A 26,408-nucleotide genomic window follows, 5' to 3' on the forward strand; every position below is an offset into this window, starting at 1 on the left:
TTATCGGGTGAAAATATTAGACCGTTACATTCTTAAAAGCTTCCTGATTACATTTGCTACTGTATTTGTAATCCTTTTTTTTATATTCATTTTGCAGGGAATCTGGCTGTTCATTGCCGAATTAGCCGGTAAAGACCTGGACGCCTGGCTGGTATTCCAGTTCCTACTCTTCTACTCGCCAAAAATGATTCCGCTCGTTTTACCGCTTTCCATCCTGCTTGCTTCGATCATGACTTTTGGAAGTTTTTCGGAGAATTATGAATTTGCAGCGATGAAATCTTCCGGGATATCCTTAAAAAGAGCGATGCAGAGTCTGAATATTTTTATCGTGATTTTAAGCTTTGTTTCTTTCTTTTTTGCCAATAATGTTATTCCTAAAGCAGAATATAACTTTGTAAACCTTCGTAAAGAGATTTTCCATACCAAACCGGCCATGGCCATTGCGGAAGGTCTTTTTAACAAGATCGGGAATTTCTCCATTAAAGTCGATAAGAAATCCGGGGAAAAAGGCGAACAGCTGCAGGGCGTTACCATGCACGAGAAATCGAATCTGGGAACCGGGAATAAATCGGTTATTAAAGCCAAAAGAGGCGTTTTAATTAACGATGCCAATTCCAATATTTTAAAACTGGATTTAATTGACGGCTATTACTACGAAGATGTGATGCCAAAAAATTATGAAGACCGGAAACGGGAACCGTTTGCCAAAGCGGCCTTTAAAAAATACCGTGTCAATATCGATTTAACAGCCTTAAACCCTGTTGATGAAGATGAAAAGATCACGAATACCAATACCATGCTTACGGTAAATGAGCTGAATTTTACCATTGACTCTTTAGAATCGAATATTAAAAAAGATAAATTATCCTTTGCCGATAATATTGTTCAGGGCACTGATTTTGCATTGAAACCCAAATTCTCCGGTTCCAATACAGCATCCAACAAAACCAAAGACATGATGGCGCTGCTGCCTCTGGATTTACAATATAAAGTACTGGAAATTTCAAAAAATAACGTAACCAGCCTGATCTACTCTATAGACAGTAACAGTAATGACCTGCTGGAAAAACAAAAAAACATCAACGTACACTGGATCGTATTGCATGAAAAATTTGTAGTGGCGTTCTCCTGTCTGCTGATGTTCTTTATCGGGGCACCGCTGGGAGCCATTATCCGTAAAGGAGGCTTGGGACTGCCCATTGTATTTGCGGTACTGATTTTCATTATCTACCACTTCATTAATACTTTTGGAAAGAAAGTAGCACAGGAAAACGGGATCCCTCCTTTCCTTGGAACCTGGATGGCTTCGATGGTTTTAACGCCGCTGGCAATATTCCTGACCTACAGGGCAACCAACGATATTGGCGTGATGATTAATTTTGACTGGATTACCGTTCCGTTCCAGAAACTTGCAGAAAAAATATTTAAAAATAATAACAACTAAAATGGCAACTAACGAACACATACAACTCAACACTATAGAAGAAGCTATTGAAGATATAAGACAAGGTAAAATTATTATTGTTGTTGACGATGAAGATCGTGAAAACGAAGGAGATTTTATTGCTGCGGCAGAAAAAGTAACTCCGGAAATGATCAACTTCATGGCTACTCACGGACGAGGTTTGATCTGTGCTCCTCTAACGGAAGCAAGATGTAAGGAACTGGATCTTAACCTGATGGTTACGAACAACACCGTACTGCACGAAACACAGTTTACCGTTTCGGTAGATTTAAAAGGACACGGCTGTACTACCGGTATTTCGGTACATGACAGAGCCAAAACCATCCTTTCTTTAGTAGATGACGAAACCAAACCGGAAGACCTGGGTCGTCCGGGACATATTTTCCCTTTACGTGCCAAACAGGGCGGTGTATTGAGAAGAACCGGACATACAGAGGCTGCTATCGATTTAGCGCGTCTGGCAGGCTTAAAACCGGCCGGAATACTGGTTGAAATATTAAACGAAGACGGATCTATGGCCCGTTTGCCGCAATTAATGGAAGTAGCCAAACGATTTGACCTTAAAATCGTTTCTATTGAAGCATTGGTTGCCTACAGAATGCAGCACGACAGTCTGATCCAGAAAAAAGAGGATTTTGAAATCGAAACCCGTTTCGGAACTTTCCGTTTAAGAGCCTACCTGCAAATCACAAACAAACAGGTACATATTGCTTTGACAAAAGGAAGCTGGAGCGCCGGTGAGCCGGTACTGACCCGAATCAACTCTACACACGTTAACAACGATATTTTAGGTACGCTGACCAATAATGCCGACAAACGTCTTGACGATATGTTCCGACGTATTAACGAAGAAGGACAGGGCGCTATTTTGTTTATCAACCAGGAAATACAGTCCTCCGACCTGCTAAACCGTTTGTCGGAACTTAAAAATCTGCAGTCACAGGGCGTACACAAAGCGCCGGAAATTAAAATTGACGCTAAAGATTTTGGTATCGGAGCGCAAATGTTACACGATTTGGATATCTGTAAAATCCGTTTATTATCCAATTCCGAGCAGACAAAACGTGTGGGAATGATCGGATACGGACTTGAAATCACGGAATACATAGGTTTTTAATTTTTATTTACCTTTCTAAAACTATCACTGTAAGCAAGTTATATCAAAACACTTGTTTTTTCGATAGTTTTAAGCAAAAAAGGCTTGTAAAAACCGAAAAACGCACTATATTTGCAACCGCAATCCACAAGTGGTTGTAACATATTGGAGAAATGGCAGAGTGGTCGATTGCGGCAGTCTTGAAAACTGTTGACTGTAACAGGTCCGGGGGTTCGAATCCCTCTTTCTCCGCTTAACAAAACAACAAAAAGCCCCGAATGACGGGGCTTTTGTTTTTTAGTTGACAATGTAGTTGACAGAAGCGGGGTTTTTAATCCTTTTTATCCAATATTTTTTTTACTTCCTCTTTGAAAGAATCAAAATCAAAAACCTCATCGTCGCCATCGTTGAAAACTGAATATATTTCATCAGCCCCTTTTATCTCTTTAGTAACTGTTTCATACTTTTTTCCTTCGGTATGCTTCAGAAACCGGACAAGCTCATTAGGTTTTGCATAATGTAGAGCAGTCCATACATTTTGCTCAGGATGATTTTCAGAGTACTCCAATTTGTCAGGTCTAACCCAATAATCTTCACCTCTCATTACTTCTGTGCCTGTAACTTCCACTTTCATTATAACTTCGCTTGGATTAGATTTTAATACAACATCTAAATCCGGCACTCCTTTTTCCTCTGCGTGCTCCTTTATAATTTTATTGCTATCTGCACCAAATCCGACTATTTTGACTTGAAGCCTGTCGTCAATAGATTCAATAATATCCTTTATTTTATTCAGTCTGACTTTTTCTTTTTCCCAAGCATCTTCTCCATAAGCTTTTTTCCAAAAGAAACTTTCATTTTCTTTTAACTGAGCACAAGTGATTTCAGAACCTACTGTCAAACCCATTGCTTGAAAAGTTCGTGCTCTAATTCCGGTACAGAATTCTCCATCAATAAAAACGCTCACCCTATCAGGATTACTGGCTTGGGGTGTTATTCTTGTAATTCTTGGCATAATACTAATTGTTTAATTATCAATAACTAATTTAACCTCATTCTCGTTAAGGGTAAACAAGTTACAGAAAATTATATCAATTTCATTTTGAATCGTATTCTTTTTGCTTTTCAATTCATTAATTTCATTGATTCTACCGGAAAATAATTCAAACCATTTGTATTCCTCATCGGCTGTTAATTTCTTATTTCTATTAGCATTTACATTCTTTATAAAAGCTTTAAAATCTGATTCATCCCATTTAATTAGATTAGAAGTTAACTGTTCATTTTTGAATAATAACTTTGAAAAATATTTTATGAAATTCTTTTGGGTCATAGAGATTTCATTTATTATCAATTTTTGATTTTCAATCAGTTTTAGTAATTCATCATTTGATTTTTTATCAATTTTTGGAATAGGAATTCTTTGAGTAATTGCATTATCAAAGTGCATCGTTCTTATAGCTTTTCCAAATATAAATCGATATGCAAACCAATTGATTATTTTAGAATTTAATAAAGCTGAAATAACTTTGGAATTAAAATCTTCTTTTATTGTTAGCTGATTAATAGTATCTAATATTGAATATTTATCCTTTGCTCCATCGGGAGAACAAGAAATTATTTTGATATGTTCTACCGGATTTTGAATGTGAGAAACGATATTTTGGACTAATACCGAATTTGGATTAATAAAGTTTTTTTTGTCGTTTTGAATAACAGAATAATTAATTTTCCCTTTATAACCCCGCAATCCTTCTCGTTGAATATTTGCCCCACCCAACACAAAAGTATCACCTTCTTCAGAAACCTGACTTTGAAAGCTGCCCCCTCTTTGATTAATTGAAATGTCGTTTAGAAACTGGACTTTACGAATCATTTTTTTTCCAATCTTTAACTCTTCAGTAGCAATACCATTTAATAAAAATCCAAATTCCCTAAAAGTCGTTTTGGATATCTCACCGATTTTTGATATTTCTTGGTTATTTCTTATTGAAGAGGTATAAGATTCTGAATTTATTGATTTAGTAAATTCGACTATTACTTGTTCCAATTTAACTTCGTTCCAAACCTTTGAACAATCAACAATTTCAGTTATATCATTTACAAGAAATTCCCTGATGGGCTTGTAATTTGAAGAAAATGAAAAAGACTTAGGAATAATAAATCCTAAATGTCCACCTTCTTTTAATAAATCATAAGATAATTTCAGAAAAGAAATTACAGTTTCAGACCCACCACTAATGAAAGTTTTATTGAGATATGATTGCGTTTGCTGGTCTAATTTTGCACCATAAGGAGGGTTTCCAATTATTACATCAAAACCTTTTTTGTCATTTAATATTTCAGGAAACATTTCAGACCATTTAAAAGCCTTTTCACCGCCTAATGTCTTATTACTAATCAAACTATTTCCACAACGTATATTATTGCTTAAATCGTTTAGTTTTCTTTTTGGTTGTGCGGTTCTTAACCATAATGACAATTTTGCGATTTCAACGGATTCATCATTTAGGTCAACTCCAAAAATGTTTCTTTCTAAAACCTGATTTTCAATATCGCTAAAAACTAAAGCCCCACCCAACAAATTAGCTTTTAGTTCGTCAATGTATCGATGTTCCTTAATTAGAAATTCCAAAGCTTGATTTAAGAACGCACCCGAACCACAGGCAGGGTCACAAATCTTAATGTCAAGTAGCCATTCTCTATACTCCGACAATATATCTAACAAAGCTTGAAGGATAGTTTCTTTTCTACTCTTTCTACTTTTAAAATATTCTTCTTCCCTAAAATTTAATTCATTTTTTTTATCGTTGCATAATTTTCCGAGGGTGCTATCAACAATAAATTTTGTTATATATTTTGGTGTATAAAATACCCCGTCATTTTTTCTTTTACTTTTCTGTTTATCAAATTGTCCACCGATAATCTCTGCATTTATACTCTCTATTTCATTTAAAGAATTTTCAAAAATATGACCTAAAATATTTACATCAACTTGACTTCTAAAATTGTATTCTGATAATTTTAAAGTATACTTATCAAGTAAATCATCATCTATTTCTAAGTATTCCAAAATAAAGTCAGGCTTGAATAATCCACCATTGTAAGCAAAAACTTCATCTTTTCCATCAGTTTGTTTTCTTCCTTTGTCTAAATAGTCAAAAAAAAGTTTAAACCTATCATAAAGGCTAACTTTAGCATCTAATTCCTTTAACTTATTCCAATCGTTTACAATCTTCTTCGTTGTATTAGGTAATAAAAGCCCTCTATCTTCGGCAAAAAAAATGAATAAAAAACGGTCTATTAGTTTTTGAGATTTTTTAAATAATGAAAGCTTTAAATTCTTTTCAAAACTTGAAAACTCTAATTCAAATTCTTTGTCAAATACTTCTCGATTTTCTTCTCTGAAATGTTTGAATCGTTTAGTATTTCGTTTTACCAAATCTCTAAACAATTCTCTCTTAAATAGTGAATAATCATCGTAGAATCTCTTTGTTATTTTTTTCTCTTCTGTAATTGAATCTTGCATCAAACGCAATGGAATATTATTAAATACATTGCTCTTAGCTAAACACAAATACATAATCGAGAATCTTTCTTCCGTTAGCGAAAAAAGATTAAATTCTTCATATTCAGTAGCATCATTAATATAAAATCTTAACTTCTCAAAATTCGATGTGATTATATATGTACATCCTTTTTGATTTGACTTATAATCAAAAGCCTGTTTCCTTATACTCTCTAAGTCTTTTGTTTTGGTTCCTTTTAGCTCAATTACTCCAATTGCAGCACCATTTTTAATAATTGCTCCATCTGCTTTACCGGCATTTTTTTGATTTTTAAACTCAGTAGTAAGATTGAAACTTGGATTAGGATTAATTACATATCCTAACACATTTACAAATAATTCAGTCAAAAAAATTGCTTGGAATTGCTCTTCTTTTGACCTTTTAATGTTTTCCTGAATTTTAGCGTTAAGAAAGTATTTAGCATATTTCTTATATGCTTTAGCAATTACTTCATTATCTTGAAGTTTGAGATAACTAATAAGTACAGATTCCTGATATAAAGACATTAATTCTATATGTTGAAATTATATTATAAAGTGTCAATTCCTAATGCTCTGAAAAATGTATGATGCCTTTTTTCTGAAAAATCTAACATTTGCTCATAAGTCATTACTTCTATATGCATATTTAGGTCGGGATTTATTTTATATAAATGACCGTGAGCAGTTTTCTTAAATCCGTTCCATTTACAATTATGCTCAATATTATCTTTATTTAGTTCACAAATTACATATCCAAATTTTGGTGTATCATCCTCAATATTTAAAAGAGTTCCTTTTTTACTTCTCGCCTTACTACTCATTAAATCTTGGAAATACTTTAAAATTAATTCATCCAAATTCAATTTGTTACTAATTTCTTTTCCTGGCTTTTTAAACTCAAAAACAACTAAGGAATTGATTTTATCAATATTATCAGAGTAAGCCCAAGGCACATCATAAATTAAAACATCAGGCTCCTTATTTCCTTCACTTTCGAGATTTTTATTACTTTTAGTTTTTATATCTGATGATGTGTGAGTATGGAAAGTAAATCTTTCATCTAACAACCATAAATTATGGTATTCAATGGGCATATTATCTGTTTCAGCACCCATCGTAAAAATGATATTATGCAAATCTTCTTCAAGCATAAAATTACCATCTTCTCTCCATTGAATATATTTTTGAAATAATTTAATGACTGATTTTCTTTTAATCATTAAATCGGCAAGTTTGTCTTTAGAAAATGCTGCTTCTTCTTTTAAAATATTATTTACGATGTTTCCAAATTCTTCTTTATCGTATTCTTTCTTTTTGAAAACTCTTTCAAAAATCTTCTCTCTTTTTTGCTCTAACTTAAATTCTTTCTCGTGCAATCTTGCTTCTAATGTTTCATCAGATGCGTTAATTGGAATATCTGAAAACGCATCTTTAACATTTAATAAATGCCTGTATCTTAATCGTGGTTTACTTGGATTGAGTATATATTTTTCTATTCTTTGACTTTTTTCTTTTTCAGCTTCTTGAATATGCTCAGAGTAGTTTGCTCTTACGCTTTCGGAAATATCTTTGAATAATTCATCTAAAGAAACCTCATCATAATCATTTTTCTTAGCAGAGTTTTCAGGAAGCATAAACTTATTCCTTTGCGGATGGTTTTTTCTGTCTAAAAAATCGCTTTCAACATATATTGATAAATGATATTTTCTCTCATCTTTATGAAGTTCTTTAAATGAAGGCAAGTAATTTGTTAGAGATTGCTTTTTACCAACTTCTCTTTTATTAGCGCATAAATGTATAGAATGGGAATGTACGCCGTCATAATTTCTTATGTAACTCAGATTAAAGGTTTCCGGCACATTTTCAATTTTTATGTCTTTTTCGATTTTTTCAATCTCTATAACAGACTTATATATATCGTTTAAGACTATGGCATTGCTAATATCATCTTCTTCGTGCAATATTCTTATAGTTGGTGAGTTTTTAGAATCGATAAAAAATAATAAACAATGTTGAATAATACTATCTGCTATATCCTTAATTTTGATTTCAGATTTTTTGGCAAATTCATAATATTCAGGCAAAAAATTATTTAGTTTTATGATTGTACTGTTTTTAAAGTTAGAGTTATAATCCTTTACTTGTTCAGGATATTTTTGTAACCCTGTGACATTATCAAATCTATATTTTCGCTGATAACAATTATTATCACTTTGAAAAGAGCTATCAATATCCATACTTCCAAAACAAGCTAAAACGGTATACCTTCCCATTCCTTTTCCACCTTTTTCATAATTGAAATTTGTAAAAGGGGTGCTAAATGCTGTTTCTCGTTTATTAGTGAAACCAACGCCGTTATCAATTATCGTGAAACCGGAAATTGGATGATACTCCTCTTCATTTTCTTCTAAATTAAGTTTGGCTTGAAAATTTCTATGGACTTTAACTATAATTGAGCCATTATCAGATGGGTTAATTCTATCCTCAATACTCTGTATTGCGTTGACAATTACTTCGTGTAAGGGCAATAAAAATTCATCCGGTTTAATATCAATACTATTTATAAGTCCTTTATAATTAACTTTCTGCTCTAATATTTCCAAACCTTCCATAATTTTTAGAATTTTTTCAAATGTAATCAAAATACATTTCAAATTCTCATTCATAAAAAGTGTTTTCCCTGATAATTTATTACATTATCGCTTAGAATGGAAATAGCTTTATTGAGAGTTAATATCAATACAGTTTGATAATATAGCAGTAAGTTGAGGTTTTGGTTTGTAACCGGTTAATACCTCAGTTGTTGTTGTATTTTGCCAATCGAAGCAATTCCCATTCCTGATAATTAGTAACCGGTTGAGGTTCTTTAACTATTACCTCAGCTTTCTTTTCAGCGTTGAATCCAAAACGCTCAAAAATGCGGATGCCTTTCATAGCAGTTAGAATATTATCAAAAGCTGAAACATAGATTTGATAGGAAGCATTTTCACCTTTTTTCTTTATATCCAGCTCAGTAAATATTTTACTTCCATATTTTATAATCTCTATCAACCCTGTTTCAGCGTTGAAAATTTCTCTCATATCCTGTGCCTGTCTTTTTGCAAATTTTGGTGTCCATAGTTTTAGCCAATCCTGAATCAATATTTCCGCCATTTTCTTATTGGCAACGATAAGGTGTAAATGAGGATTATAAGTCTTTTTTGCCGGATTGAAATTACACTCCAATGATTTAACGCCAATCAGCTTAATTCCATTTCCTCTCAGATAGTTCTTTTTATGCCTGTCTTTTATCCGTTGGAATCCCTGCATAACTTTTTTGACCATTACCCTTAACCTTGCAGCTGAACAGGCTTTGACAGTTAACGTTACAAAACAAGGCTCATCCCATTGCTCAATGATCGGATAATATTTGTTTATGATTTCGGCTTTCCTGATGCTGCAACAAAGGGTGCAAAATCTATTTTTGCAATAGTTGCCATACAAACGACCATCAACACTTGTAACTCGGTTTTGGCAATAATAACTGTTCCAATAACTTTTCTGCTTTTCATTATCGCCTTTTTCTTTTGCTACATCCATAAGGCTTAGCATCATACTTTGTGTGATAAATTTGCGTTTTGCCCTTCCTTTCAAAGTCTCATCATTGCTGAGGTCAGAGCCATTTCCTGAAATAAAAATAGGCTTTTGTCCCGTTTTATTTGTCCCGTTTTGTCCTAATGTATTTAAATTCTACTATTCGAGTTTCGATATAGACATTACGGGTTTCATAAACATAAGTGATGTTATAAATTTATTTTTAAGCGATTCTATTTCTATTTGCATTTCATTATTAGCACCAATTTTTGCAATAATAAATAATTTAGTTCCAGATGATGAAAAAGAAATTAATGAGAAAAAAATAAGAGAAGAGGAAAGAACAAAAGTTTTAAAAAAAGCTGGCAACGATTTTGGAAAAATGTTAGATAAACTGCCAAATTATAGTGGAGAAACAAAAGAAAATCAAGAAATCCCAATTACTAAACAAAAATACACATATTACAGTTTGATTGTTACAATTGTTTTATTTTCTGTATTAATCTATATGCTCAACCTAAAACAGAATTTAACAATAATAGCACTTTATTTGCCTTTTGCTACTCTTATTCCAATTTGTGTAATTAAAAGTTTTGATAATACTAAATATGAAATAAGAAAATACTACTTTGAAATATTGTTTACGTTTGGATTAATTGGAATATTCACAATCAATATATACAGTGAGTATTTTAAAGTAATGAATAATTTAAAATATAAGGAAATTTGTTTTGAAACCGAAGAAGAAACTTTACAATTTAATTCTAATCAAATTTTTATCGGCAATACCGAAAAATATTATTTTTTCAGAGACTTAAAGAATGAAGAAAATGTAATAATTAATAGTGATCAGATAAAAAAATTGTATTTGTAAAAAAATAAGCACATCGCACAACAGCGGTTTTAAGAAATTGGGTTTGAGTGTTTAATGAAACGGTCTTTTTGTATATTTGACTTCAGTCTTGGTGGAAAGGTATGGGGATAAAAATCCTCAACTTCTTAAATCCGAAGGACGTTAATAGTAAGCTTTGAAAAACTAAACCTAATCAAAATGAATCATTTCGAATTTTATAAATACATTTATGATAGAGAATTGAATAGACGTTCAAAATTAGATGATTCTATAAATCCGATTGTTGGTATAATTTCTTTATTAATAGGTTTTGTTTCGTTTATATTTTCAAATAAAAAATATTTTAAACATATTGAATGTAATATAACTTTATGGATATTTTTTATTATATCTATACTTTTAATTGGAATTAGCATTTTCTTTCTTATAAAATCATATAATAATTATTTAAGAGGATTTAACTATCCAAATTTTGCTTATCTAAAACAAATTAGAGAATTCCAAATTATAACTATTCCAAATTATAACGAAAAAGTAGAAGAAAACATGAAGATAAATTTTGATGACGATTTAATTGAAAGATTGATAATTATTACTGATGAAAATACCAAAATAAACGACACACGTTCATATAATTTGTATCTATCAAAAACCTTTATTATTTTAACTTTAATATCATTATTCATAATTTCTATAATATTAATCACTAAAAATACTCAATTATGTTAGACGAAGAAAAACCAGAAAACCAACCTTTAGAAAGACCAAGTTTTCCAGAAGACAGAAGAGAAAAATCTGAAGACCAAACTCCTTTGCCGAAAGATTAAGCAGTTTGACAAAATGGCGGGTTTTAGGCTTAATTTAAAGTTAACTTTGTACTTTTAAAGTCTGTGTTTAACCGAAAACTTTAGGCTTCCTTAATCCACCACTACGTCAAGCCCTGAAACGTTATAAATAATTAGCCTATACTAATCTATTTCCAATCACCCAACCCCTATCAAAATACAACAAAAGCGGCATCAGGTGTTCGACTGTGATACCTCACGGCCCGCAGCTTTATAAAAGCCTTGATAACCTTATCAGGGCTTTTTTTGTCGTTCATGATAGACAGGATTATAAATCGCACTATCTGGAACTTCATTTGAATTTTGCTTTGTTGCATTCAATAAAACTCCCCTTCGCTGCCGTACGATTGTATCGTGTGGCATTTTTATCACTTTCTCAAAAAATTATCTTTAGACTATTATAATGAAAAAATTATATAATATTGTTGCTCTTAAAATGTTTGATTTATAATACTTCGTGCGGCAGGGAGAAATTATAGAAGATCTGAACATAAAAACAGAACATAAAGGTGGAAGAATCAGTCCGTTTTATACAAAATACAGAAATTCATATCGAGTTTTTCCTAAAAAAGAGAGATATTATTGTTAATGATTTAAAAACCATTTCGAATAATTGGGAACTTTATTTTTTTCGGTTTAATGAATTAAACGAAAGCGAATTAGACTAATATTTGGCTAAAGACAGTTTTTATATAGAAGGTGCTATGTATATAGCATATTATGGAAAAGAACTCATCGGATTTAAACATTGGGATTTAATAGATCAATTATGTTCCTATTTTATTAATTCTATTTATGAGATAACAATAAAGAATAAAGATTTTGAGAAATTTTGTTTCCCAGACCAACCTGTTGAAGTTACTTTAACAAAAGAAAAAGAACTTATAAGTATCAAAATAGGTAATGAAAATCCCGTTTTTCTATACAAGGATATATTTATTAAAGAATTTTTAAATGCCTGTAAAAATCTTTATGAAAGAATAAATGGAAATTCTTATAAATTGGAAATTGAAAAGATAGAAGAAATTCGAAAATATTTAAAATAAAAAAAATGATTCTATTAATATTTTAGCAAAGTATAGTCAAAGTGAATTTCAAAAAATTTATGTGATTATTGAAACGAATTGAAATATATGACATCGGATGTATGCTACTATAAATTCGTTACAAGTACGTTTAACAAATCATAGTCACATCGAAATTTAATAATATGACAGCAAAAGATTATTGCATTGAAATACAAAAACTCTTAACGGAAGTCGGGGAATTAAATTGGGCAAAATGTTTTGAAAATTTCATATCAGAATTGGAACTATCAAAAGATAATTCAGCCTATAGAAAAATAATCTCAATATATGGAGGAATGGGGTCTTTTGATGATTTAATACTATATAAAGACGGTGTCCTCTGCCAAAAAGAAAACGACACTTTACATACATTAAAAAAGGAATTATACAAGAAAATGACCAGTTGGAAAGAAAGTGTTTATAATCCATCCGATTCAGATATCAAAAAACCTGGTAAATTTATTGAAACAGAAAGGTATTTCGAACCCGGAAACTATGATCACTTTTCACATAATGACTATTTGAAAGATAAATAACGTTCATCGTAGCACATGGGCTTTACTCGCTTCTATTCTACTCTTGAAAGTGTTTTTAATATGAAATCCATTTGTCTATCAAACCCCGTTTTTAAATCATCAGCCAGAAGCTGTACTTCGACGTCTGGCTTTATTCCTTTTGGATCATTTTTAAAATTCGGAGTTTTCATTTTGTACTGAAATACAGGTATCCATACCAATGTTTTAGAATAAGGCAGAACAAATGCCCGACCACCCGAATTACTATAATTACTTCCCTGAGAATATTCTCCATAAAATTTTCCAATTTTATATTCCCGCATTAATGCTAATAAATGCCCGGTGGTTGAAAAGCAACCTCCATTAATCAAAACACTAATATGCCCTTTGTAAAAATTTGGTTTATTTTGTTGTTTTTTAAACCACCAGTAATCAGCTGCACTATTGGTTGTTGAGTTGCAATTCAGTCCGTTTCTTTTCTTAGTTTCAGCTAAATTTATTTCTTCAATGCTTTCGGGATATTGCGCATAATGCTTCCAGCTTTTCACACTATTATACTTTGCGCCAACATAATCAAAATAGTAATAGGGTTTATCGATTAAATAAGAAAACAAATAATTGGCAATTTCCGCAGCTCCACCACTGTTATCGCGTAAATCAATAATTAGATTTTTAGTTTTCAGGCTGTCAAGCTTTGCGAAAAAAATATCTAATTGATTTTGCGCAATCTTTCTATCGGCCTCATTATAACCATTTCCAAAGGAATGAAACTTGAGAACAGCAATTTTATCTTTTCTAATTTCAGTTGTTAAAGGTTGAATGTTTTCGGTGGTGCTTTTTGTGAAGTTGTCAAAAGTAATTCCTTTTAATACTACTTTCTGCTTTTGGTTATTTTTGTCTATGCATTCAACTTCAAATTTTTCACTTTGGTTGTAAATAAAATAATAAAAAGGAAAATTCTTAAATTTCGTATTTAATCCTGTTTCATTTCGACCTTCAAGATGAATAATTTTTTTGACATCTTTTACTATCGCATCAATATTTTCTCCGTTTATTTTAAGAATCTGTAAACCTGAATAAGTCTTGTTTTCCTTTATTGAATTATCAAAATAATAATTATTTTTAATCTGATAAATACTGAATGGAAAAACGGGTTTTTCTTTTAACAATGCCGTAATTTGTCCTCTATCAACGGTTGTATGCCCATCTTTGATTTTTGCCATTAGGGTGGCTGTGAGTTTGTAATAATCTACAATGGAAAGATCTCCTTTGATCGAATTCTTCAAGTCAAAATAGGTTTTGTCAAATTCTTTTTTCGAACAAAACATAAACTGTCCCGGATGAATCGTATTTGTCAAGTTATATAGCTGCGTAAATTCTGAAGAAATACTATCTTTTTTTAACGTTTTATCTAACAATGATTTATGTTGTCCATAACTGAAATTCATCACAAAGCATAAAAACGGGAATATTATTTTCAAATTCATTATCTAATTATTATTCAGGCTTATTATTATTGAATGACACTTAAAACCAAATATATACATTGCGTTACTATGATACAAATATAAATACACTGGTTGTCTTTTGTTTTACTTTAAATCGTTGTTAACCGCACAGAAGATATAATAAAGAGTCTGCAATGTCCGGACGAAATACACGAAATCCTGTTTCAATATTAATCAATAAATCGACTGAACCGGATTACAAAATAAAACCGGAGAATGGCTTTGCTTTATAGAAAAGGAATTCTGGACAGATGATAATATGCTCTACTTCAAATTGGTTACAGAGGAGAAAGAAGACGGAAATATATATGTATTTTATAAGGTCAGAATAATTGAGCGATAAACATAGGATCTGATTGCCAATCAATCTGTTTGAGATAAAATATGGCAATCACTTTACCGAAACTTACATTTAAAGAATACATACTATTTCCTGTTCAGAGGGAGATCAAATCCCATTAACCGGCTCCTTTTCGAGAACTATTTTTTTATGTTTTGCCCCCCATTCGCTCAATTGATTCCATATAGGTACCAATTCCTGAGCAATGTCTGTCAGCTCATAATCTACTCTTGGAGGAACTTCTGCGTAAACAGTTCGCTTTACCAACCCTTCCTTTTCCAACTCCCGTAGTTGAAGCGTAAGCATACGTTCTGTAATACCATTGATCTGATTCCGCAATTCACTGAATCGTAACTTCCCCTTTTCAAGTTGACACAGGATCAGTAGTTTCCACCTACCGCCTATTTTGCATACTGCATAAGTCAGATTACAGCTTTCTACTATATAAGTCTCATTCAACATATTAGTTGAATTCTCTTTTCTTTTTCCCATTACTTACAAATTTGTTAGTACCATACAATTGAATGTGTAGCATACGAAAGTAGTAATTACCCGATACATTTGCCGTATATCTTAACATAAATTAATATGACATTATCAGAACAAGTAAATAAAGTATTGGCCTATATTCAGGACATTGAAGTGCCGGCAAATCTTACTCCCTGGGAAACAGGAAGAGCTTTTTATGAAAATTTTGTCCCCCTGGCAGGAGAAAAGGAAACTGTTTTTCAAATTGAAGAACAAACCCTGTTAAAAGACAACCATCCAATCCGGTTACGGATTTATCGCCCGAATGATACTGAAAAACTCCCCGTTATCATTTATTTCCACGGAGGTTGGTTTAACGCCGGAAGTTTGGAAACGCACGATACGCCACTACGCCAGCTAACCAATCGTTTACAGGCAATCATCATTGCAGTTGATTACCGGCTGGCACCGGAATATCCGTTTCCATTCGGATTAAATGATTGCGAATTTGCGATGCAGTGGATTATCGATAATGCAGTATCACTTCGTATCAATACCAACAAGATTTCGATTGCCGGTGATAGTGCGGGCGGCGCTTTAGCAGCAACTGTCACAAGAAAATTCCGTCAGCATACTATGGCACTGCTCCTTATTTATCCGGTTACCGATAATTCGCTGAAAACAGCTTCCTGGATTGAATTTCAAAATGGTCCGCTATTAGATTTAAAAGGCGGTATTCAGGCCTGGAATTGGTACTTACCCAACATAGAAGATCAAAATAATCCCGATGCCATTCCCCTATTGGCAAATGACTTTGAGGCATTACCTCCCACATTTATAGCCGTTGCAGAGTACGATCCGTTGCGGGATGAAGCTGTTCAATATGCCGAAAAGTTAAAAACAAATGGAGTAAATGTAACCCTAAACTTGTATAAAGGGACTACGCACGGGTTCTTCCAAATGGGAGGATATATTGATGATACAGAAGTATTAATACAGAATATGTCCGATTTTTTTAAAACCTATAGTAATACAAAATGAAAAAATACGCTTATATAGGTTGTTTAGGGTTTATAGCCGTTATCACAACCGAGTTCGGTGTTATCGGTATTTTACCACAAATTGCAGCACATTACAACATCTCTATTGATAAAGCCGGTATATTGCTCAGTGCCTTTGCATTGGTCATCGCATTGACCGGTCCGTTTATGACCTTATTGGTTTCCGGAATTGATCGCAAAAAGATAATGCTGACGGCTATCTTTATTTTTCTGCTAACAGGTGTTATCTCCTCCTTTTCACCACCTTTCTGGTTACTGATGCTGGTACGGATATTACCCGCGTTTTTACAACCTGTTTATATTTCCACCGCTTTAGCGGTAGCGATAACAAACGGTAATAAGAAGTACGAAAACGAACTAATGAGCATTGTTTTTAGTGGTGTAGCAATTGCGATGGTGTCAACCGTTCCGTTTGCCACCTGGTTAGCCAGTCAGTTTTCATGGGAATATTCATTTATTATCCAATCGATAGTAAGCATTATAGCTCTTTTAGCCATTTATTTCTTCCTACCTGATATGCCGGTAACAGCGAAAAAATCGTATGGAAGTCAGTTAAAAATATTGACTCAGCCAACATTTATTGTCAGTACGGCTATGAATTTTTTTATGATTGCCGGGTGGTTTTCTACCTACAGTTATTTTGCCGAATACCTGAACAAAGCTAAAGGCATGGATAGTACGGCGGTTAGTTATATGCTGTTTTTGTTTGGTATAATTGGCGTTATCACCAATCGTGTTTCGGGAAAAATGCTCAATAAAGATATAGCCAATACCACAGCCTTGTTTTTATCGGGTACAATCCTTATGCCGTTATTGTTGTATTTTTCAGGTACCAACACCATTACCCTAATTTTTGTTATTGCGCTTTGGGGTTTTCTGTATTCACCAAGCTTTCTGAATGCCTCAACCTATATGATCTCATCGGCACCAACCTCTTTGGAATTTGCCAATAGTCTTGCCACTTCATTTGGGAATCTGGGTATTACCGTAGGCACAACCGTTGGAGGATGGATTATTGCTACAAAAGGAGTACAATACACTCCCTGGCTTACATTACTATTTGGAATATTAGCATTTGCGATGATCATACTGCGAAAATATTTGGAAAAAAGGAATATACCGGTACAAAACATAGCATCATATTAAGTAAGATTGGGTGATTTAATATATTATTATAAAACTCCCCGGATATCGACATACTTAGTCATATTGATTACTTGCTCTCAATTGTAATTAGTGCTAAGTAATAGTCATTTTTAACTTGAAATAGTACAAAAGGGATCAAGAATCGTTATTCTTTTAGTCTGAAAAATTTGAAAAACATTATACATAAAAGCTTAGAGAAGGAATGTTAGAGTCCCTCTTTATTCGCAATTTTATAAAAAGCCCTGATAATATAGTATCAGGGCTTTTTTATCATATTTATACTATTCTTCTTTTATTAGAATTTCTAATTCAATCCCTAAAAACTCCTTTCCTTAGCCTATAAATTAAGTAAAAACACGTATTGCTTTTTTGGGTATAAATTGCTTTCTTTCGGATTTGCAGAATGGGGTTTTATCGTTTTTTCCACATAATGAACTATGTGGAAAGTTTCTTAAAAAACGATGTTGGCGATAATTTTGCTCAAAAAGGAGAATCAATAATCTTAGAAAATAAAATTTATGTCAAAAATGTTTTTTAACAGGCTACATCTAAACTTGCCTGACAATAGGTTAAAAAGACCTTTTATAATAGACGGAATTAGAAGTGTAGCAGCTGCTGGTTACAATGCTTATTCCTATAAAATTATTGGTATTGAAACTCTCGATAATTACATTTTAGGTTATTTAGTAAAATATGACCCATATGGCCGTGGAGAAATTTTAGACGAAGTAACAGGTACAGCTAGACCGGGCGGAACTGTAAATAACATAGTAGCTAAGTCAATGTTTTTAATAAACACTGACGAAATGATAATAGCATATGAAGAAATTCAAAATTTAATTTCTAAAACGATGTTTGTTAGAATGTTTACAGAACTTTTCCATATTAATCATGAAGGACAAGATTTTGAGTTTTCAATATCTAGCATAAGAGAGCAATATTCCTTCATAGAACAAGTTCGAACTATGCGTGAAATTAATAGAGTTTCTATATCATTAGTTCCTTCAAATCCTAATAATGCAGATCTTTGGAGAGAAACCGATGAAAGGTTACAAAATAATAATATAACAAAATACAAAGAAATTCAAGAATCAAATAACGCAGAAGGATTGGTAATTGACGACGAAACTATTGCAAAAATGGCTATGTCTGAGGATGGCTATGGAATTGCTGAAGCACGTGGAAGAGATGAAAATGGTCACCAAATGACTATAACTACCAAAACAAGAAATCAAGAAATAACTCAAAATTTACCAGATAACATTGAAAGAACTGGAATACCAAACATAATTAATTACCTTAGTAGAACATTTGAAAGAATAAAACAAAGAACAAATCATCAAGAATGAGGAGAATAAAGGCAGTAATAAAAAGTTGGGATTTTGTGATAGCTCTTTTGAGTACTATCACAACATATTTACTATTACCTGATTATGTAAATATGAAATTTGCACTATCTTTTTATAATGTTGCAATGACGGTTCTTTCAATAATTTTTTCTTTATTCTTTACTGCTATGGCTATCTTAATGTCATCATCAGATAATGATTTTATTGAATTTTTAGAGGAAAGAAATACATTTACTGAATTACTTTGGTCTTTTAAATTTACCTTATTCATTTTATTCACAAGCCTTGTCCTATCTATTATACTATATAATGGGACTTCATTTTGGTTAGAAACAAATTATAGAGATGTTTGGCTACAAAAATCAATATTGTTTTTAACATTAGAATTCTGTTTTCTCTATGGTATATTGGCAACATGATTTTGCATAATTGATACTGTAAAATTTTCAAAATATCGAGCACTTTTTCTAAAAAAAAATAAAGAGAAAAATTAAAACTGTCGCCAACAGCGGTTTTAGAAATTGGGGTTTTAAGGCAATTTTATATATTTGACTTTAGCCCTAATGGAATGGCTTGGGAACAAAAATTCCCAACTTATTAAAGCTACGTGACGTTAACACCAACACAATCACGATTAATCTAAGCAAATACCTATGAAAAATTCGGACTTTAAAAAAGCTCTCAATCTAAAACCTGAAGATAGTATTTTACGCAATCATAATTAATATCTTGTAAAGATAATGTTATCGTTTTCATCTCTTGTTCTTTCTATGGCATGAAGATCATGTTTATCAAAACAAGGAATGATCTTCTCTTTAATGAATACAGGAATTTTCATACGTTTTTCCAGATCTTCTGTTCGGGTATGACTTATAATTAAATATTCTTTTTCCTCTTCTAGAGTATTTAGTTCTTGTATTTCTTTTGCTTCTCGTTTATAAATTTCATATTCCTCGTCACTAATAAAAAAAACAGAACTTTTATATTTAAATATAATTTCTTTTTCAGACTGAATTAAAGAATTCTTAATACTGGGTTCTAAAATTTTTACTTGTCCTGCCCATTCATTGCAAGGAATGACAATGTAAGATTCGTCATACAACATTGCTTTATATATATCCTCTGCTTGTTCATGAAGATCATAATTTGCAATAGGAGGCCAAAAATTTTGCACATTTTCAATTTTTGGTAAAAAGATTATTGCTACTCCTCCCCATCCTAAGCTTATTCCAAAAATATCTTTTATCTTCTCATAGCCAAAGTCCTTTGCATAATAGAATAGAATACCTGAATCTTCACATGTAGCATCAAAGCAATCCATAGAGTAATTAAATTCTCGTTTGATATTCATAAAGTGTGTTTTTGGGGTGTCTATATACCAACTGCCTTTGTATGTTTCTTCAATCTGCTTCTTGCCTTTCTTCACCACATAGTCAGTAGAGAATGAACCTGCATATTTTATTGTTTTTGCTTTGTCTGCTCTCCTGCCAGGTGTTTCCATTCATATTTCTTGAAGTCAAAGTGATAATTTTATTGTTACCGCACAAATCCTTTCGTGTGGTTTAGTATTATAAATCAAAATGCTTTTAAACTGACATTAAATTGTATAATAGTCTGTTAAATGCTTTTTTCTGCTTCTTCTATATTATATACAATTCTATCATCCTGACTGATTAAGTCATTAAAAATATCTAGGTACTTATTAAAGCTTCCTTTGTCATAATGAACAATAACAGGAAACAGTTGACTTGCCTGATAATATCTTTTATTTTTTAAAGCACTTTGTATCGCTTGCTCGATTTCTTTTAAAAGCAGCAGGCAATTTTTCTTTAAAAGAAAATCTTTTAGATTGGATTCAAAAAATTTATCACCATAAATATCCAAAAAATGTTTAATATATGGATAAAGTTCCTGTTCGGTTTTTCCTTTTAGCGTAGCAATACATAAGGCATTTGTGATTACATCATATACGTTATCTTCATTATATAGTCTGTGAGGTTCAAAATTTTCTTTTTCGTCCCATTTTTCAGCTATGAACCTGTCAAGTAAATCAAATCCTTCCGGTATAGACCATGCGAGTAAAATAAGCATGGCCTGATAAGCAATATATTGATTGTCATTGTGAAGAAGCAATTTTAATTTTTCAACTCTGTCAAAATCTGTTTTTTCAAGGAGTTGTACTTCGCTTAAATCGTATCCTTCGTATCCTTCCTCATTATAGTGATAAAGAAGTTCATGTATTTCGTTATTCATTTAATTACGTTTTATTAATGATTTCAATAATATAAGAAATATTCCGTTTCCTATATTTCATACTCCTTTTATTGTAATATATATTTTAGAGCTGTTATGTAATCATTGATTCGGGAATGGGGTATTGTAATTTCATCATTAGTTTTACCCCCATCGTAATCAGTAACCAAAACATCTCTGTTTTTTACATTGAACACGATATTTCCAAACTCCAATTTAGCGTTATCTCCCACACATGCTTTTTCAAAAAAATTATATGCTTTTTTTGCTTGTTCGATATTTATATTTATTTCAAATATTGAGTAAAAATCTCTAATATGATAAACGTTTTCTTGTTTTTTATAGTCAATTATAAAATATTTATCATACAGAATTACATTTTCATAACAGCCTCCTTGTATCATTCTTTCTCCTAAATTAAATGAACTTTGAACAAACTCATCATGTTTACTCCAAGTATCAAAACATTTACGATGAACATAATTTTTCACATAATAATTAAGAGGTGAACTCTGATCTGCAATTATGTGAGGCAATAATACAGATTCTTTGAAATTATCTATCAATGCTGCACAGAGTAAACATTTCGTTGTTTTTTCAATATAAAAAGACATGATGATTCTATAAAATGTTTTAAGGATAAAGAAGTTTATTACTAAAGCATTTACAAAAATAGAACTTATTAACGATTTCTATTATATACCAGACGATTACATAAATAAAATTGATAGCAAAAATTGGTAATCAATTAGTATTTTGCCAATACTTTTTCTGTTAACAGCAAACAAAGATCAACCATGATTAAAATAAACATAAATGCTCTTGCAGGCGAACTTGACATCGAAATCAAAAAAAATGACAATCACTATAACCTGATCGTCATCATGTCGAAATCGGAATACTTCCAGGAAAACGGTAGATCCTGGCATAAAAAAATTGAAGACAATCAAACGATAATCAAAATTGCTGACCTTATAAAAGCATGTTATACTACTCCATCCGTCCCCGAAGGCATAACAATTAATGATGGTATCATTAGAAAAATCAGTCTGCAAGATACTGTTCCCATCCATCTCGTTCTTCAGGATAGCTATTATGCAGATACAAATGAATCGGAGCTAATGAAAAGTATCTTTGAATATGTTTGTGAACTGATACAGGATCCGGTTCTGGAAAAATATATAAACGTTTTTGATTACTCTAAATAAATTAACAGCGATATAAATCATTACTGTTTAATTCTTCGGGTTTTCGGGTATCCTGTTTCACAACAAATATTTTGTAAATTGACGCATCGTTTTTAAACCTCAAACGTTAGAAACAAAAACAGTTTTATTAATATCGGAAATATGGATTCAAATGAAAGTTTCAGATTATCGGCAGAAGCAAATACCTATAATCCGGCATTACGGATTATAAAATCCAAAGGTTACAAAATATTTTTATATCCCGACCAAAGTGATGACCTTTACGGTATGTACTGGGCGATAAAAGAAAACCGGGATTTTATTGCTGAAGATCCGCTACAATTATTAGGAATCATTACGATTTGGGAAACGAATGGTGATCATTGGAGCGGACCAAATCATGAAAATGTACGGGATAAAATAGCAAGTAACGCTTTTCCGGATAGTGTTGCGGATATTGAAAAACTAAGCGAAGAAGACTTTGAAGTACTGGTTAACGACTATACTGTTTTTTTAAATAGAATATTCCCGAAACAAGTATTACCTGCCAATCCAACAAGGCAAGCGTTTTTTGACGTAATCAGCAACTTTTATAAATGGGATTCAGAGCAATTTTACGAGTGGAAAAAATAACTACTTCACGAAACATCGAAACATAAGCCACAATTTTATGGAAACAGCATTTGAAATTAACGACCAGAAACTTTTACATTTTTTGACCTCAACAAAAGTTGATGATTCCTGTGGTGGTCATACCGATTTTTTGGAGTGGCATAACGAAACGGAAGAATTGAAAACGAGCTTAACGAAGATTGGACAAATTGCAATTCAGCCAAGCGAAAAACAATGGGATTCCCAATATTGGGGACAGGATGCTAAAATTCAATTAGACCGTTACCCGTATTACGGTTGCGAAATTTTTCAATGTCAAAAATGCAATACTGTTTTCTTTTACTATTTGGAATTAGGCGGACATGGAGCCCAAAAAAGATATCGGGTTATCAGAAAAGATTTAATCGACATGGAAACCATTAAACCTGCTCATCCAATTGTAATTGACTATAAAGGCATGGATTATATGATCTATAAAAACCCCGACTTAACCTATGCTGTTTCAATCAGTAAAAATATAGGAATCGGTTTAGATGTTTACTACCAGCTATCAAAAGAAGAGCAGGAAGGTTATCTGCGGGATGGCATAAATAGTCTCAACAACAGAATAAAAGATATGGATTTGAATTATAGTAATTACAAGGTAACAGCGTGGCGATAAAACGGTGGCTAACACAGGATTACGAAATGGGTAGTTTACGTTCTTTCATCCCGAAAAAGCGCTATCTTTAACAGAAATTAACCGATTCGCTGGTTTCACCACTTCGCCAGGCCACAAACCATTACAACTAATTTTTCTACAGTTTACGTTAAAAAAAACGTATGATTACCAAATTTTGGTAACTTTACCAAAAAGGAATAATCATGGGACGAAACACATCTATATCATTAGGTCCTCATTTCGAAAGTTTTATTGAATCAACTGTTTCGAAAGGGCGCTTTAGCAACGCAAGTGAAGTTGTTAGAGCCGGACTTAGGCTATTAGAAGAAGAAGAAAACAGAATTACTGTTTTAAGAAATGCCATTCAAGAAGGAATTGAAAGTGGACGCGCCGAAAACTTTGATCCTAAAAAGCATCTGGAAACTTTAAAGTCAAAAAAGAAGAATGGCTAAATTTTACTTGACCAATAAAGCTGTAGAAGACTTGGGTGACATTTGGAATTACACCGTAGAAGCATGGTCAGAAAATCAAGCAGAAATTTATTATTCCTTAATTATAGATTCCTTTCAGGAATTAGCGAGTAAGCCAAATCAAGGAAAATCATATGATGTAGTAGAAAGAAATGTTTTAGGTTATAAAACCGGACAACATGTAATTTTTTACAGAATTGTGACAGAAAGAGAAATCGAAGTTATTAGAATTTCACACGGTATGATGGACATGAAAAACCACCTATAACAATGGTTTGACGAGACTGCGGATTGCTTAATCAACTAAAAAATAGAAAAACAAAAAAATCATTTTAAATTGAATCATTCAGGTACTATCAGCGCAAGGATTTTCTTTCTGAAATCACGAATAACGAACAATGCCATTGTTTTTAGACGCGGGCCTACCGATTGGATTCAGATGAGTGTCTGGAATTTGGATAACGACACGCTGGAACCCGGGCAATGGATCAATAAAAAAGTACCGATGCGAAATTGTGATGTCTCGCCTTCCGGAAAATACCTGATTTACTTTGTCGATAATTTTGAATACGGAAACAGCAGAACAATCATTAGTAAACCGCCATTCTGGACCGCGCTTACCGTTTGGGAACACGGCGATGCACTTTTTGACACCGGAGGCGGATTATTCGCTGACGAAAAAACGGTATTGCTCAATTTAGATTCCGTGCAGGCACTTGAAAAATATCCCGTACCGTCTCACCTTAACGTTTCTACTTTCCACACACAAAAAGAATATTCGCTACGGAAAGGACATGTCAATTTATGGCACGGGCATCGGTTGGAAATGAACGGATGGACAGAACAAAATGATACCGGTTTTATTCAAAAAGAAACGGAACAATTAACTGTAGTCAGTGATAGCTGGTCGAAAGCAGACCCGAAAAATATAGAACCTATCGTTCCGAAACTTTGGAAAAAACCAATCACCAATAGTGCTGCTTTGTATATGATCACCTTTTACCATCCTGAACAGCGCAAAAACGTGGATCTGTTTTATATAGGAAGAAAGGACGGGAAAACGAAACTCAAAGACATTACATGGGCAGACATTGATAATAGCAACAGAATAATTGCTACTAAGGAAGGAAAATTATATGCTTCAAAAATAGCCGCCGACGGTTCCGTTGACTACACTGATCTGGAACTATTGCATGACCTGAATTCCCTAAAACCAGGTTCAATACAAACACCATTTAATATGAAAAGTTGGGAAAACTCCTGAGAACACGGTTTTTGGATCCGGCAGACTGATTTATATTTACCTTTAAAAATTCAAATAAGATCGGGTCACCCACTTTTCACCGAGGTCAGTTTTACACCAGCCGTTTACTTCTTCAAAAACAAAAACTTCTTCGTCTTTTTCAATCCGGTCAATTTTAGGGAAGTTGGTACCAGGACCCGTTCTCACATTTAAAATCGTAGCATTTACGGTGGCTCTTTTCACCGCAACCGTATATCTGGCCGCAACCCAGTGGGATTGGGTATTGGATATTTTCAGCCAGCCGTCTTTTTCTTCATACACACGCAAAACAGCTCCCAAAGGAATACCGGGACGATCGGCGGCTTTCGGACTTCCGGCATCCGGTTGCGTACGCACATTAAGACTGTTAGCCGTTACGTATACATATTTCCGGATAGCACTGCTGTCGGTTTTAATCGGATGGCTGCCTAGTTTTGCTCTTACTAAAGGGGCAAAATGGTTTTCAAAATCGGGTACTTTATTGCCGCCAAAAAAGTTGGCTCCCGGGCACGATTTATTGTTTCCGGTTCCATTGTTCCGGACACCGTTATCAAGGCGAAACCAATGGTGATAGACTATTGTATTGGAATTAACCGGAAGATTAAACCGTTTACATAAAGCCGCAGTAATCGCGATAATCGCATCCTTTTGCAGATTCGTCATCACATCGGCATTATGATCAAAGTTTCCGAAATTCTCGATACAAATCGCATTCGCATTCTGGTTTGTAATACAGGCCGGTGACTTTTCCATACTTCTGCCGGTCACAACCGTTCCGTCCGGAAAAATGGTAAAATGCTGCCCGATATCCTGCCATCCGTTTTGATTGACATGATAGTTCTTCATCGCTAATTGCCGGTCAAAATGATTGTTTCCCGTAAAATGAATATAACCGGGCACATAAGTATGATGCTGTTGAATTTTTAAAATAGTCCGTCCGACTCTCAGATTTGAAATCCAGGTTTCAAATTCTGCAACGGTCATTTTGGTAAATCCGTATTTTGCTTCCATAGCACAGCTTTTTTGATCTCTTAAGACTATATAAATTAACAACTTAGCCTTTACCGGTCAATACGAAAAAATACGTGATTTTTAGTACCCGATTAT

26 protein-coding genes and 1 tRNA gene are annotated in these 26,408 nt (G+C 32.9%); 17 read left to right on the forward strand and 10 right to left on the reverse strand.

Going from position 1 to position 26,408, the window contains the following annotated elements:
* The first annotated feature begins 7 nt into the window (after nt 1–7).
* The 3 genes from HW120_RS15230 (at nt 8) to HW120_RS15240 (ending at nt 2,813) form a co-directional block, all read left to right on the forward strand.
* Nucleotides 8–1,444 carry an LptF/LptG family permease gene (locus HW120_RS15230; RefSeq protein WP_177735091.1) on the forward strand — a complete coding sequence of 479 codons (1,437 nt, stop codon included), beginning with the start codon at nt 8–10 and terminating at the stop codon, nt 1,442–1,444.
* Between the two features lies 1 nt (nt 1,445).
* Nucleotides 1,446–2,582 carry a 3,4-dihydroxy-2-butanone-4-phosphate synthase gene (gene ribB / locus HW120_RS15235; protein WP_177735095.1) on the forward strand — a complete coding sequence of 379 codons (1,137 nt, stop codon included), beginning with the start codon at nt 1,446–1,448 and terminating at the stop codon, nt 2,580–2,582.
* Nucleotides 2,583–2,728: 146 nt separating this feature from the next.
* A tRNA-Ser gene (locus HW120_RS15240) sits at nt 2,729–2,813 on the forward strand.
* 79 nt (nt 2,814–2,892) lie between these two features.
* Here HW120_RS15240 and HW120_RS15245 read toward each other — a convergent pair.
* The 4 genes from HW120_RS15245 to HW120_RS15260 all read right to left on the reverse strand — a co-directional run bounded on the left by HW120_RS15245 (nt 2,893) and on the right by HW120_RS15260 (nt 9,690).
* A complete protein-coding gene (locus HW120_RS15245) occupies nt 2,893–3,576 on the reverse strand; it encodes a hypothetical protein (RefSeq protein WP_177735096.1) in 684 nt (227 codons plus the stop codon).
* A gap of 12 nt (nt 3,577–3,588) precedes the next feature.
* Nucleotides 3,589–6,636 carry an Eco57I restriction-modification methylase domain-containing protein gene (locus HW120_RS15250; RefSeq protein WP_177735104.1) on the reverse strand — a complete coding sequence of 1,016 codons (3,048 nt, stop codon included), beginning with the start codon at nt 6,634–6,636 and terminating at the stop codon, nt 3,589–3,591.
* 23 nt (nt 6,637–6,659) lie between these two features.
* Entirely contained in the window at nt 6,660–8,777 is a 2,118-nt protein-coding gene (locus HW120_RS15255) for a hypothetical protein (protein WP_177735106.1), read from the reverse strand.
* Between the two features lie 130 nt (nt 8,778–8,907).
* Nucleotides 8,908–9,690 carry a protein rep gene (locus tag HW120_RS15260; RefSeq protein WP_177735108.1) on the reverse strand — a complete coding sequence of 261 codons (783 nt, stop codon included), beginning with the start codon at nt 9,688–9,690 and terminating at the stop codon, nt 8,908–8,910.
* A gap of 31 nt (nt 9,691–9,721) precedes the next feature.
* On the opposite strand from HW120_RS15260, the gene HW120_RS15265 reads away from it, so the two are divergent.
* The 4 genes from HW120_RS15265 to HW120_RS15280 all read left to right on the forward strand — a co-directional run bounded on the left by HW120_RS15265 (nt 9,722) and on the right by HW120_RS15280 (nt 12,985).
* The gene (locus HW120_RS15265) at nt 9,722–10,558 is read left to right on the forward strand and encodes a hypothetical protein (RefSeq protein ID WP_177735110.1); all 837 of its coding nucleotides are present in this window, start codon (nt 9,722–9,724) and stop codon (nt 10,556–10,558) included.
* 177 nt (nt 10,559–10,735) lie between these two features.
* The gene (locus HW120_RS15270) at nt 10,736–11,266 is read left to right on the forward strand and encodes a hypothetical protein (protein WP_177735111.1); all 531 of its coding nucleotides are present in this window, start codon (nt 10,736–10,738) and stop codon (nt 11,264–11,266) included.
* A 787-nt stretch (nt 11,267–12,053) separates the two neighbouring features.
* The gene (locus HW120_RS15275; RefSeq protein ID WP_177735113.1) at nt 12,054–12,428 is read left to right on the forward strand and encodes a hypothetical protein; all 375 of its coding nucleotides are present in this window, start codon (nt 12,054–12,056) and stop codon (nt 12,426–12,428) included.
* Between the two features lie 164 nt (nt 12,429–12,592).
* Nucleotides 12,593–12,985, forward strand: a complete 393-nt coding sequence (locus HW120_RS15280) for a DUF6966 domain-containing protein (protein ID WP_177735115.1) — start codon at nt 12,593–12,595, stop codon at nt 12,983–12,985.
* A gap of 32 nt (nt 12,986–13,017) precedes the next feature.
* Here HW120_RS15280 and HW120_RS15285 read toward each other — a convergent pair whose 3' ends face one another.
* Both HW120_RS15285 and HW120_RS15290 read right to left on the reverse strand, forming a co-directional pair.
* The gene (locus HW120_RS15285) at nt 13,018–14,451 is read right to left on the reverse strand and encodes a S41 family peptidase (RefSeq protein ID WP_177735117.1); all 1,434 of its coding nucleotides are present in this window, start codon (nt 14,449–14,451) and stop codon (nt 13,018–13,020) included.
* Between the two features lie 469 nt (nt 14,452–14,920).
* Nucleotides 14,921–15,304 (reverse strand): winged helix-turn-helix transcriptional regulator, encoded by a 384-nt coding sequence (locus tag HW120_RS15290; protein ID WP_177735119.1) that lies wholly within the window; start codon nt 15,302–15,304, stop codon nt 14,921–14,923.
* Nucleotides 15,305–15,400: 96 nt separating this feature from the next.
* Here HW120_RS15290 and HW120_RS15295 point away from each other — a divergent pair, with 96 nt between their 5' ends.
* From HW120_RS15295 to HW120_RS15310, 4 genes are all read left to right on the forward strand, one after another.
* A complete protein-coding gene (locus HW120_RS15295; protein WP_177735121.1) occupies nt 15,401–16,321 on the forward strand; it encodes an alpha/beta hydrolase in 921 nt (306 codons plus the stop codon).
* Nucleotides 16,318–17,487 (forward strand): MFS transporter, encoded by a 1,170-nt coding sequence (locus HW120_RS15300; protein ID WP_177735124.1) that lies wholly within the window; start codon nt 16,318–16,320, stop codon nt 17,485–17,487. The genes HW120_RS15295 and HW120_RS15300 overlap by 4 nt, the downstream gene beginning before the upstream one ends.
* Before the next feature lie 518 nt (nt 17,488–18,005).
* Nucleotides 18,006–18,836, forward strand: coding sequence for a DUF4747 family protein (locus HW120_RS15305; RefSeq protein ID WP_177735126.1), 831 nt, complete (start codon nt 18,006–18,008; stop codon nt 18,834–18,836).
* Nucleotides 18,833–19,255, forward strand: coding sequence for a hypothetical protein (locus tag HW120_RS15310; RefSeq protein ID WP_177735128.1), 423 nt, complete (start codon nt 18,833–18,835; stop codon nt 19,253–19,255). The genes HW120_RS15305 and HW120_RS15310 overlap by 4 nt, the downstream gene beginning before the upstream one ends.
* A 302-nt stretch (nt 19,256–19,557) precedes the next feature.
* Here HW120_RS15310 and HW120_RS15315 read toward each other — a convergent pair whose 3' ends face one another.
* The 3 genes from HW120_RS15315 to HW120_RS15325 form a co-directional block, all read right to left on the reverse strand.
* Nucleotides 19,558–20,337, reverse strand: coding sequence for a hypothetical protein (locus HW120_RS15315; RefSeq protein ID WP_177735130.1), 780 nt, complete (start codon nt 20,335–20,337; stop codon nt 19,558–19,560).
* A 116-nt stretch (nt 20,338–20,453) separates the two neighbouring features.
* The gene (locus HW120_RS15320) at nt 20,454–21,089 is read right to left on the reverse strand and encodes a hypothetical protein (protein WP_177735132.1); all 636 of its coding nucleotides are present in this window, start codon (nt 21,087–21,089) and stop codon (nt 20,454–20,456) included.
* Between the two features lie 68 nt (nt 21,090–21,157).
* Nucleotides 21,158–21,703 (reverse strand): hypothetical protein, encoded by a 546-nt coding sequence (locus HW120_RS15325; protein WP_177735134.1) that lies wholly within the window; start codon nt 21,701–21,703, stop codon nt 21,158–21,160.
* Between the two features lie 183 nt (nt 21,704–21,886).
* Between HW120_RS15325 and HW120_RS15330 the strand changes: the two genes are divergently transcribed.
* The 6 genes from HW120_RS15330 to HW120_RS15355 all read left to right on the forward strand — a co-directional run bounded on the left by HW120_RS15330 (nt 21,887) and on the right by HW120_RS15355 (nt 25,283).
* The gene (locus HW120_RS15330; protein ID WP_177735136.1) at nt 21,887–22,297 is read left to right on the forward strand and encodes a hypothetical protein; all 411 of its coding nucleotides are present in this window, start codon (nt 21,887–21,889) and stop codon (nt 22,295–22,297) included.
* A 141-nt stretch (nt 22,298–22,438) separates the two neighbouring features.
* Nucleotides 22,439–22,909: a hypothetical protein gene (locus HW120_RS15335; protein ID WP_177735138.1), complete on the forward strand. Its 471-nt coding sequence runs from the start codon at nt 22,439–22,441 to the stop codon at nt 22,907–22,909.
* Between the two features lie 37 nt (nt 22,910–22,946).
* Nucleotides 22,947–23,549, forward strand: coding sequence for a hypothetical protein (locus HW120_RS15340; protein ID WP_177735140.1), 603 nt, complete (start codon nt 22,947–22,949; stop codon nt 23,547–23,549).
* Nucleotides 23,550–23,752: 203 nt separating this feature from the next.
* Nucleotides 23,753–24,001 (forward strand): type II toxin-antitoxin system ParD family antitoxin, encoded by a 249-nt coding sequence (locus HW120_RS15345; protein WP_177735142.1) that lies wholly within the window; start codon nt 23,753–23,755, stop codon nt 23,999–24,001.
* Complete coding sequence (locus HW120_RS15350) at nt 23,994–24,287, forward strand: type II toxin-antitoxin system RelE/ParE family toxin (protein WP_177735144.1); 294 nt, start codon at nt 23,994–23,996, stop codon at nt 24,285–24,287. Before HW120_RS15345 ends, HW120_RS15350 begins: the two co-directional genes overlap by 8 nt.
* A gap of 69 nt (nt 24,288–24,356) precedes the next feature.
* On the forward strand, nt 24,357–25,283 hold the full coding sequence (locus tag HW120_RS15355) for a hypothetical protein (protein ID WP_177735146.1): 927 nt from the start codon (nt 24,357–24,359) through the stop codon (nt 25,281–25,283).
* 42 nt (nt 25,284–25,325) lie between these two features.
* On the opposite strand, the gene HW120_RS15360 is transcribed toward HW120_RS15355, so the two are convergent.
* The gene (locus HW120_RS15360) at nt 25,326–26,312 is read right to left on the reverse strand and encodes an SH3 domain-containing protein (protein ID WP_177735148.1); all 987 of its coding nucleotides are present in this window, start codon (nt 26,310–26,312) and stop codon (nt 25,326–25,328) included.
* Nucleotides 26,313–26,408 lie beyond the last annotated feature (96 nt).

Origin of the sequence: Flavobacterium inviolabile (assembly GCF_013389455.1) — a bacterium.
Classification (GTDB): Bacteria; Bacteroidota; Bacteroidia; order Flavobacteriales; family Flavobacteriaceae; genus Flavobacterium; species Flavobacterium inviolabile.

Bases quoted from the DNA above. Each gene is read 5' to 3' on its own strand.
- HW120_RS15350 (WP_177735144.1), top strand. From the start codon at position 23,994: ATGGCTAAATTTTACTTGACCAATAAAGCTGTAGAAGACTTGGGTGAC.
- HW120_RS15325 (WP_177735134.1), bottom strand. From the start codon at position 21,703: ATGTCTTTTTATATTGAAAAAACAACGAAATGTTTACTCTGTGCAGCA.
- HW120_RS15270 (WP_177735111.1), top strand. From the start codon at position 10,736: ATGAATCATTTCGAATTTTATAAATACATTTATGATAGAGAATTGAAT.
- HW120_RS15300 (WP_177735124.1), top strand. From the start codon at position 16,318: ATGAAAAAATACGCTTATATAGGTTGTTTAGGGTTTATAGCCGTTATC.
- HW120_RS15320 (WP_177735132.1), bottom strand. From the start codon at position 21,089: ATGAATAACGAAATACATGAACTTCTTTATCACTATAATGAGGAAGGA.
- HW120_RS15305 (WP_177735126.1), top strand. From the start codon at position 18,006: ATGTCAAAAATGTTTTTTAACAGGCTACATCTAAACTTGCCTGACAAT.
- HW120_RS15360 (WP_177735148.1), bottom strand. From the start codon at position 26,312: ATGGAAGCAAAATACGGATTTACCAAAATGACCGTTGCAGAATTTGAA.
- HW120_RS15345 (WP_177735142.1), top strand. From the start codon at position 23,753: ATGGGACGAAACACATCTATATCATTAGGTCCTCATTTCGAAAGTTTT.
- HW120_RS15250 (WP_177735104.1), bottom strand. From the start codon at position 6,636: ATGTCTTTATATCAGGAATCTGTACTTATTAGTTATCTCAAACTTCAA.
- HW120_RS15310 (WP_177735128.1), top strand. From the start codon at position 18,833: ATGAGGAGAATAAAGGCAGTAATAAAAAGTTGGGATTTTGTGATAGCT.
- HW120_RS15290 (WP_177735119.1), bottom strand. From the start codon at position 15,304: ATGGGAAAAAGAAAAGAGAATTCAACTAATATGTTGAATGAGACTTAT.
- HW120_RS15340 (WP_177735140.1), top strand. From the start codon at position 22,947: ATGGAAACAGCATTTGAAATTAACGACCAGAAACTTTTACATTTTTTG.
- HW120_RS15245 (WP_177735096.1), bottom strand. From the start codon at position 3,576: ATGCCAAGAATTACAAGAATAACACCCCAAGCCAGTAATCCTGATAGG.
- HW120_RS15280 (WP_177735115.1), top strand. From the start codon at position 12,593: ATGACAGCAAAAGATTATTGCATTGAAATACAAAAACTCTTAACGGAA.
- HW120_RS15295 (WP_177735121.1), top strand. From the start codon at position 15,401: ATGACATTATCAGAACAAGTAAATAAAGTATTGGCCTATATTCAGGAC.
- HW120_RS15315 (WP_177735130.1), bottom strand. From the start codon at position 20,337: ATGGAAACACCTGGCAGGAGAGCAGACAAAGCAAAAACAATAAAATAT.
- HW120_RS15335 (WP_177735138.1), top strand. From the start codon at position 22,439: ATGGATTCAAATGAAAGTTTCAGATTATCGGCAGAAGCAAATACCTAT.
- HW120_RS15330 (WP_177735136.1), top strand. From the start codon at position 21,887: ATGATTAAAATAAACATAAATGCTCTTGCAGGCGAACTTGACATCGAA.
- HW120_RS15260 (WP_177735108.1), bottom strand. From the start codon at position 9,690: ATGGATGTAGCAAAAGAAAAAGGCGATAATGAAAAGCAGAAAAGTTAT.
- HW120_RS15255 (WP_177735106.1), bottom strand. From the start codon at position 8,777: ATGAATGAGAATTTGAAATGTATTTTGATTACATTTGAAAAAATTCTA.
- ribB (WP_177735095.1), top strand. From the start codon at position 1,446: ATGGCAACTAACGAACACATACAACTCAACACTATAGAAGAAGCTATT.
- HW120_RS15285 (WP_177735117.1), bottom strand. From the start codon at position 14,451: ATGAATTTGAAAATAATATTCCCGTTTTTATGCTTTGTGATGAATTTC.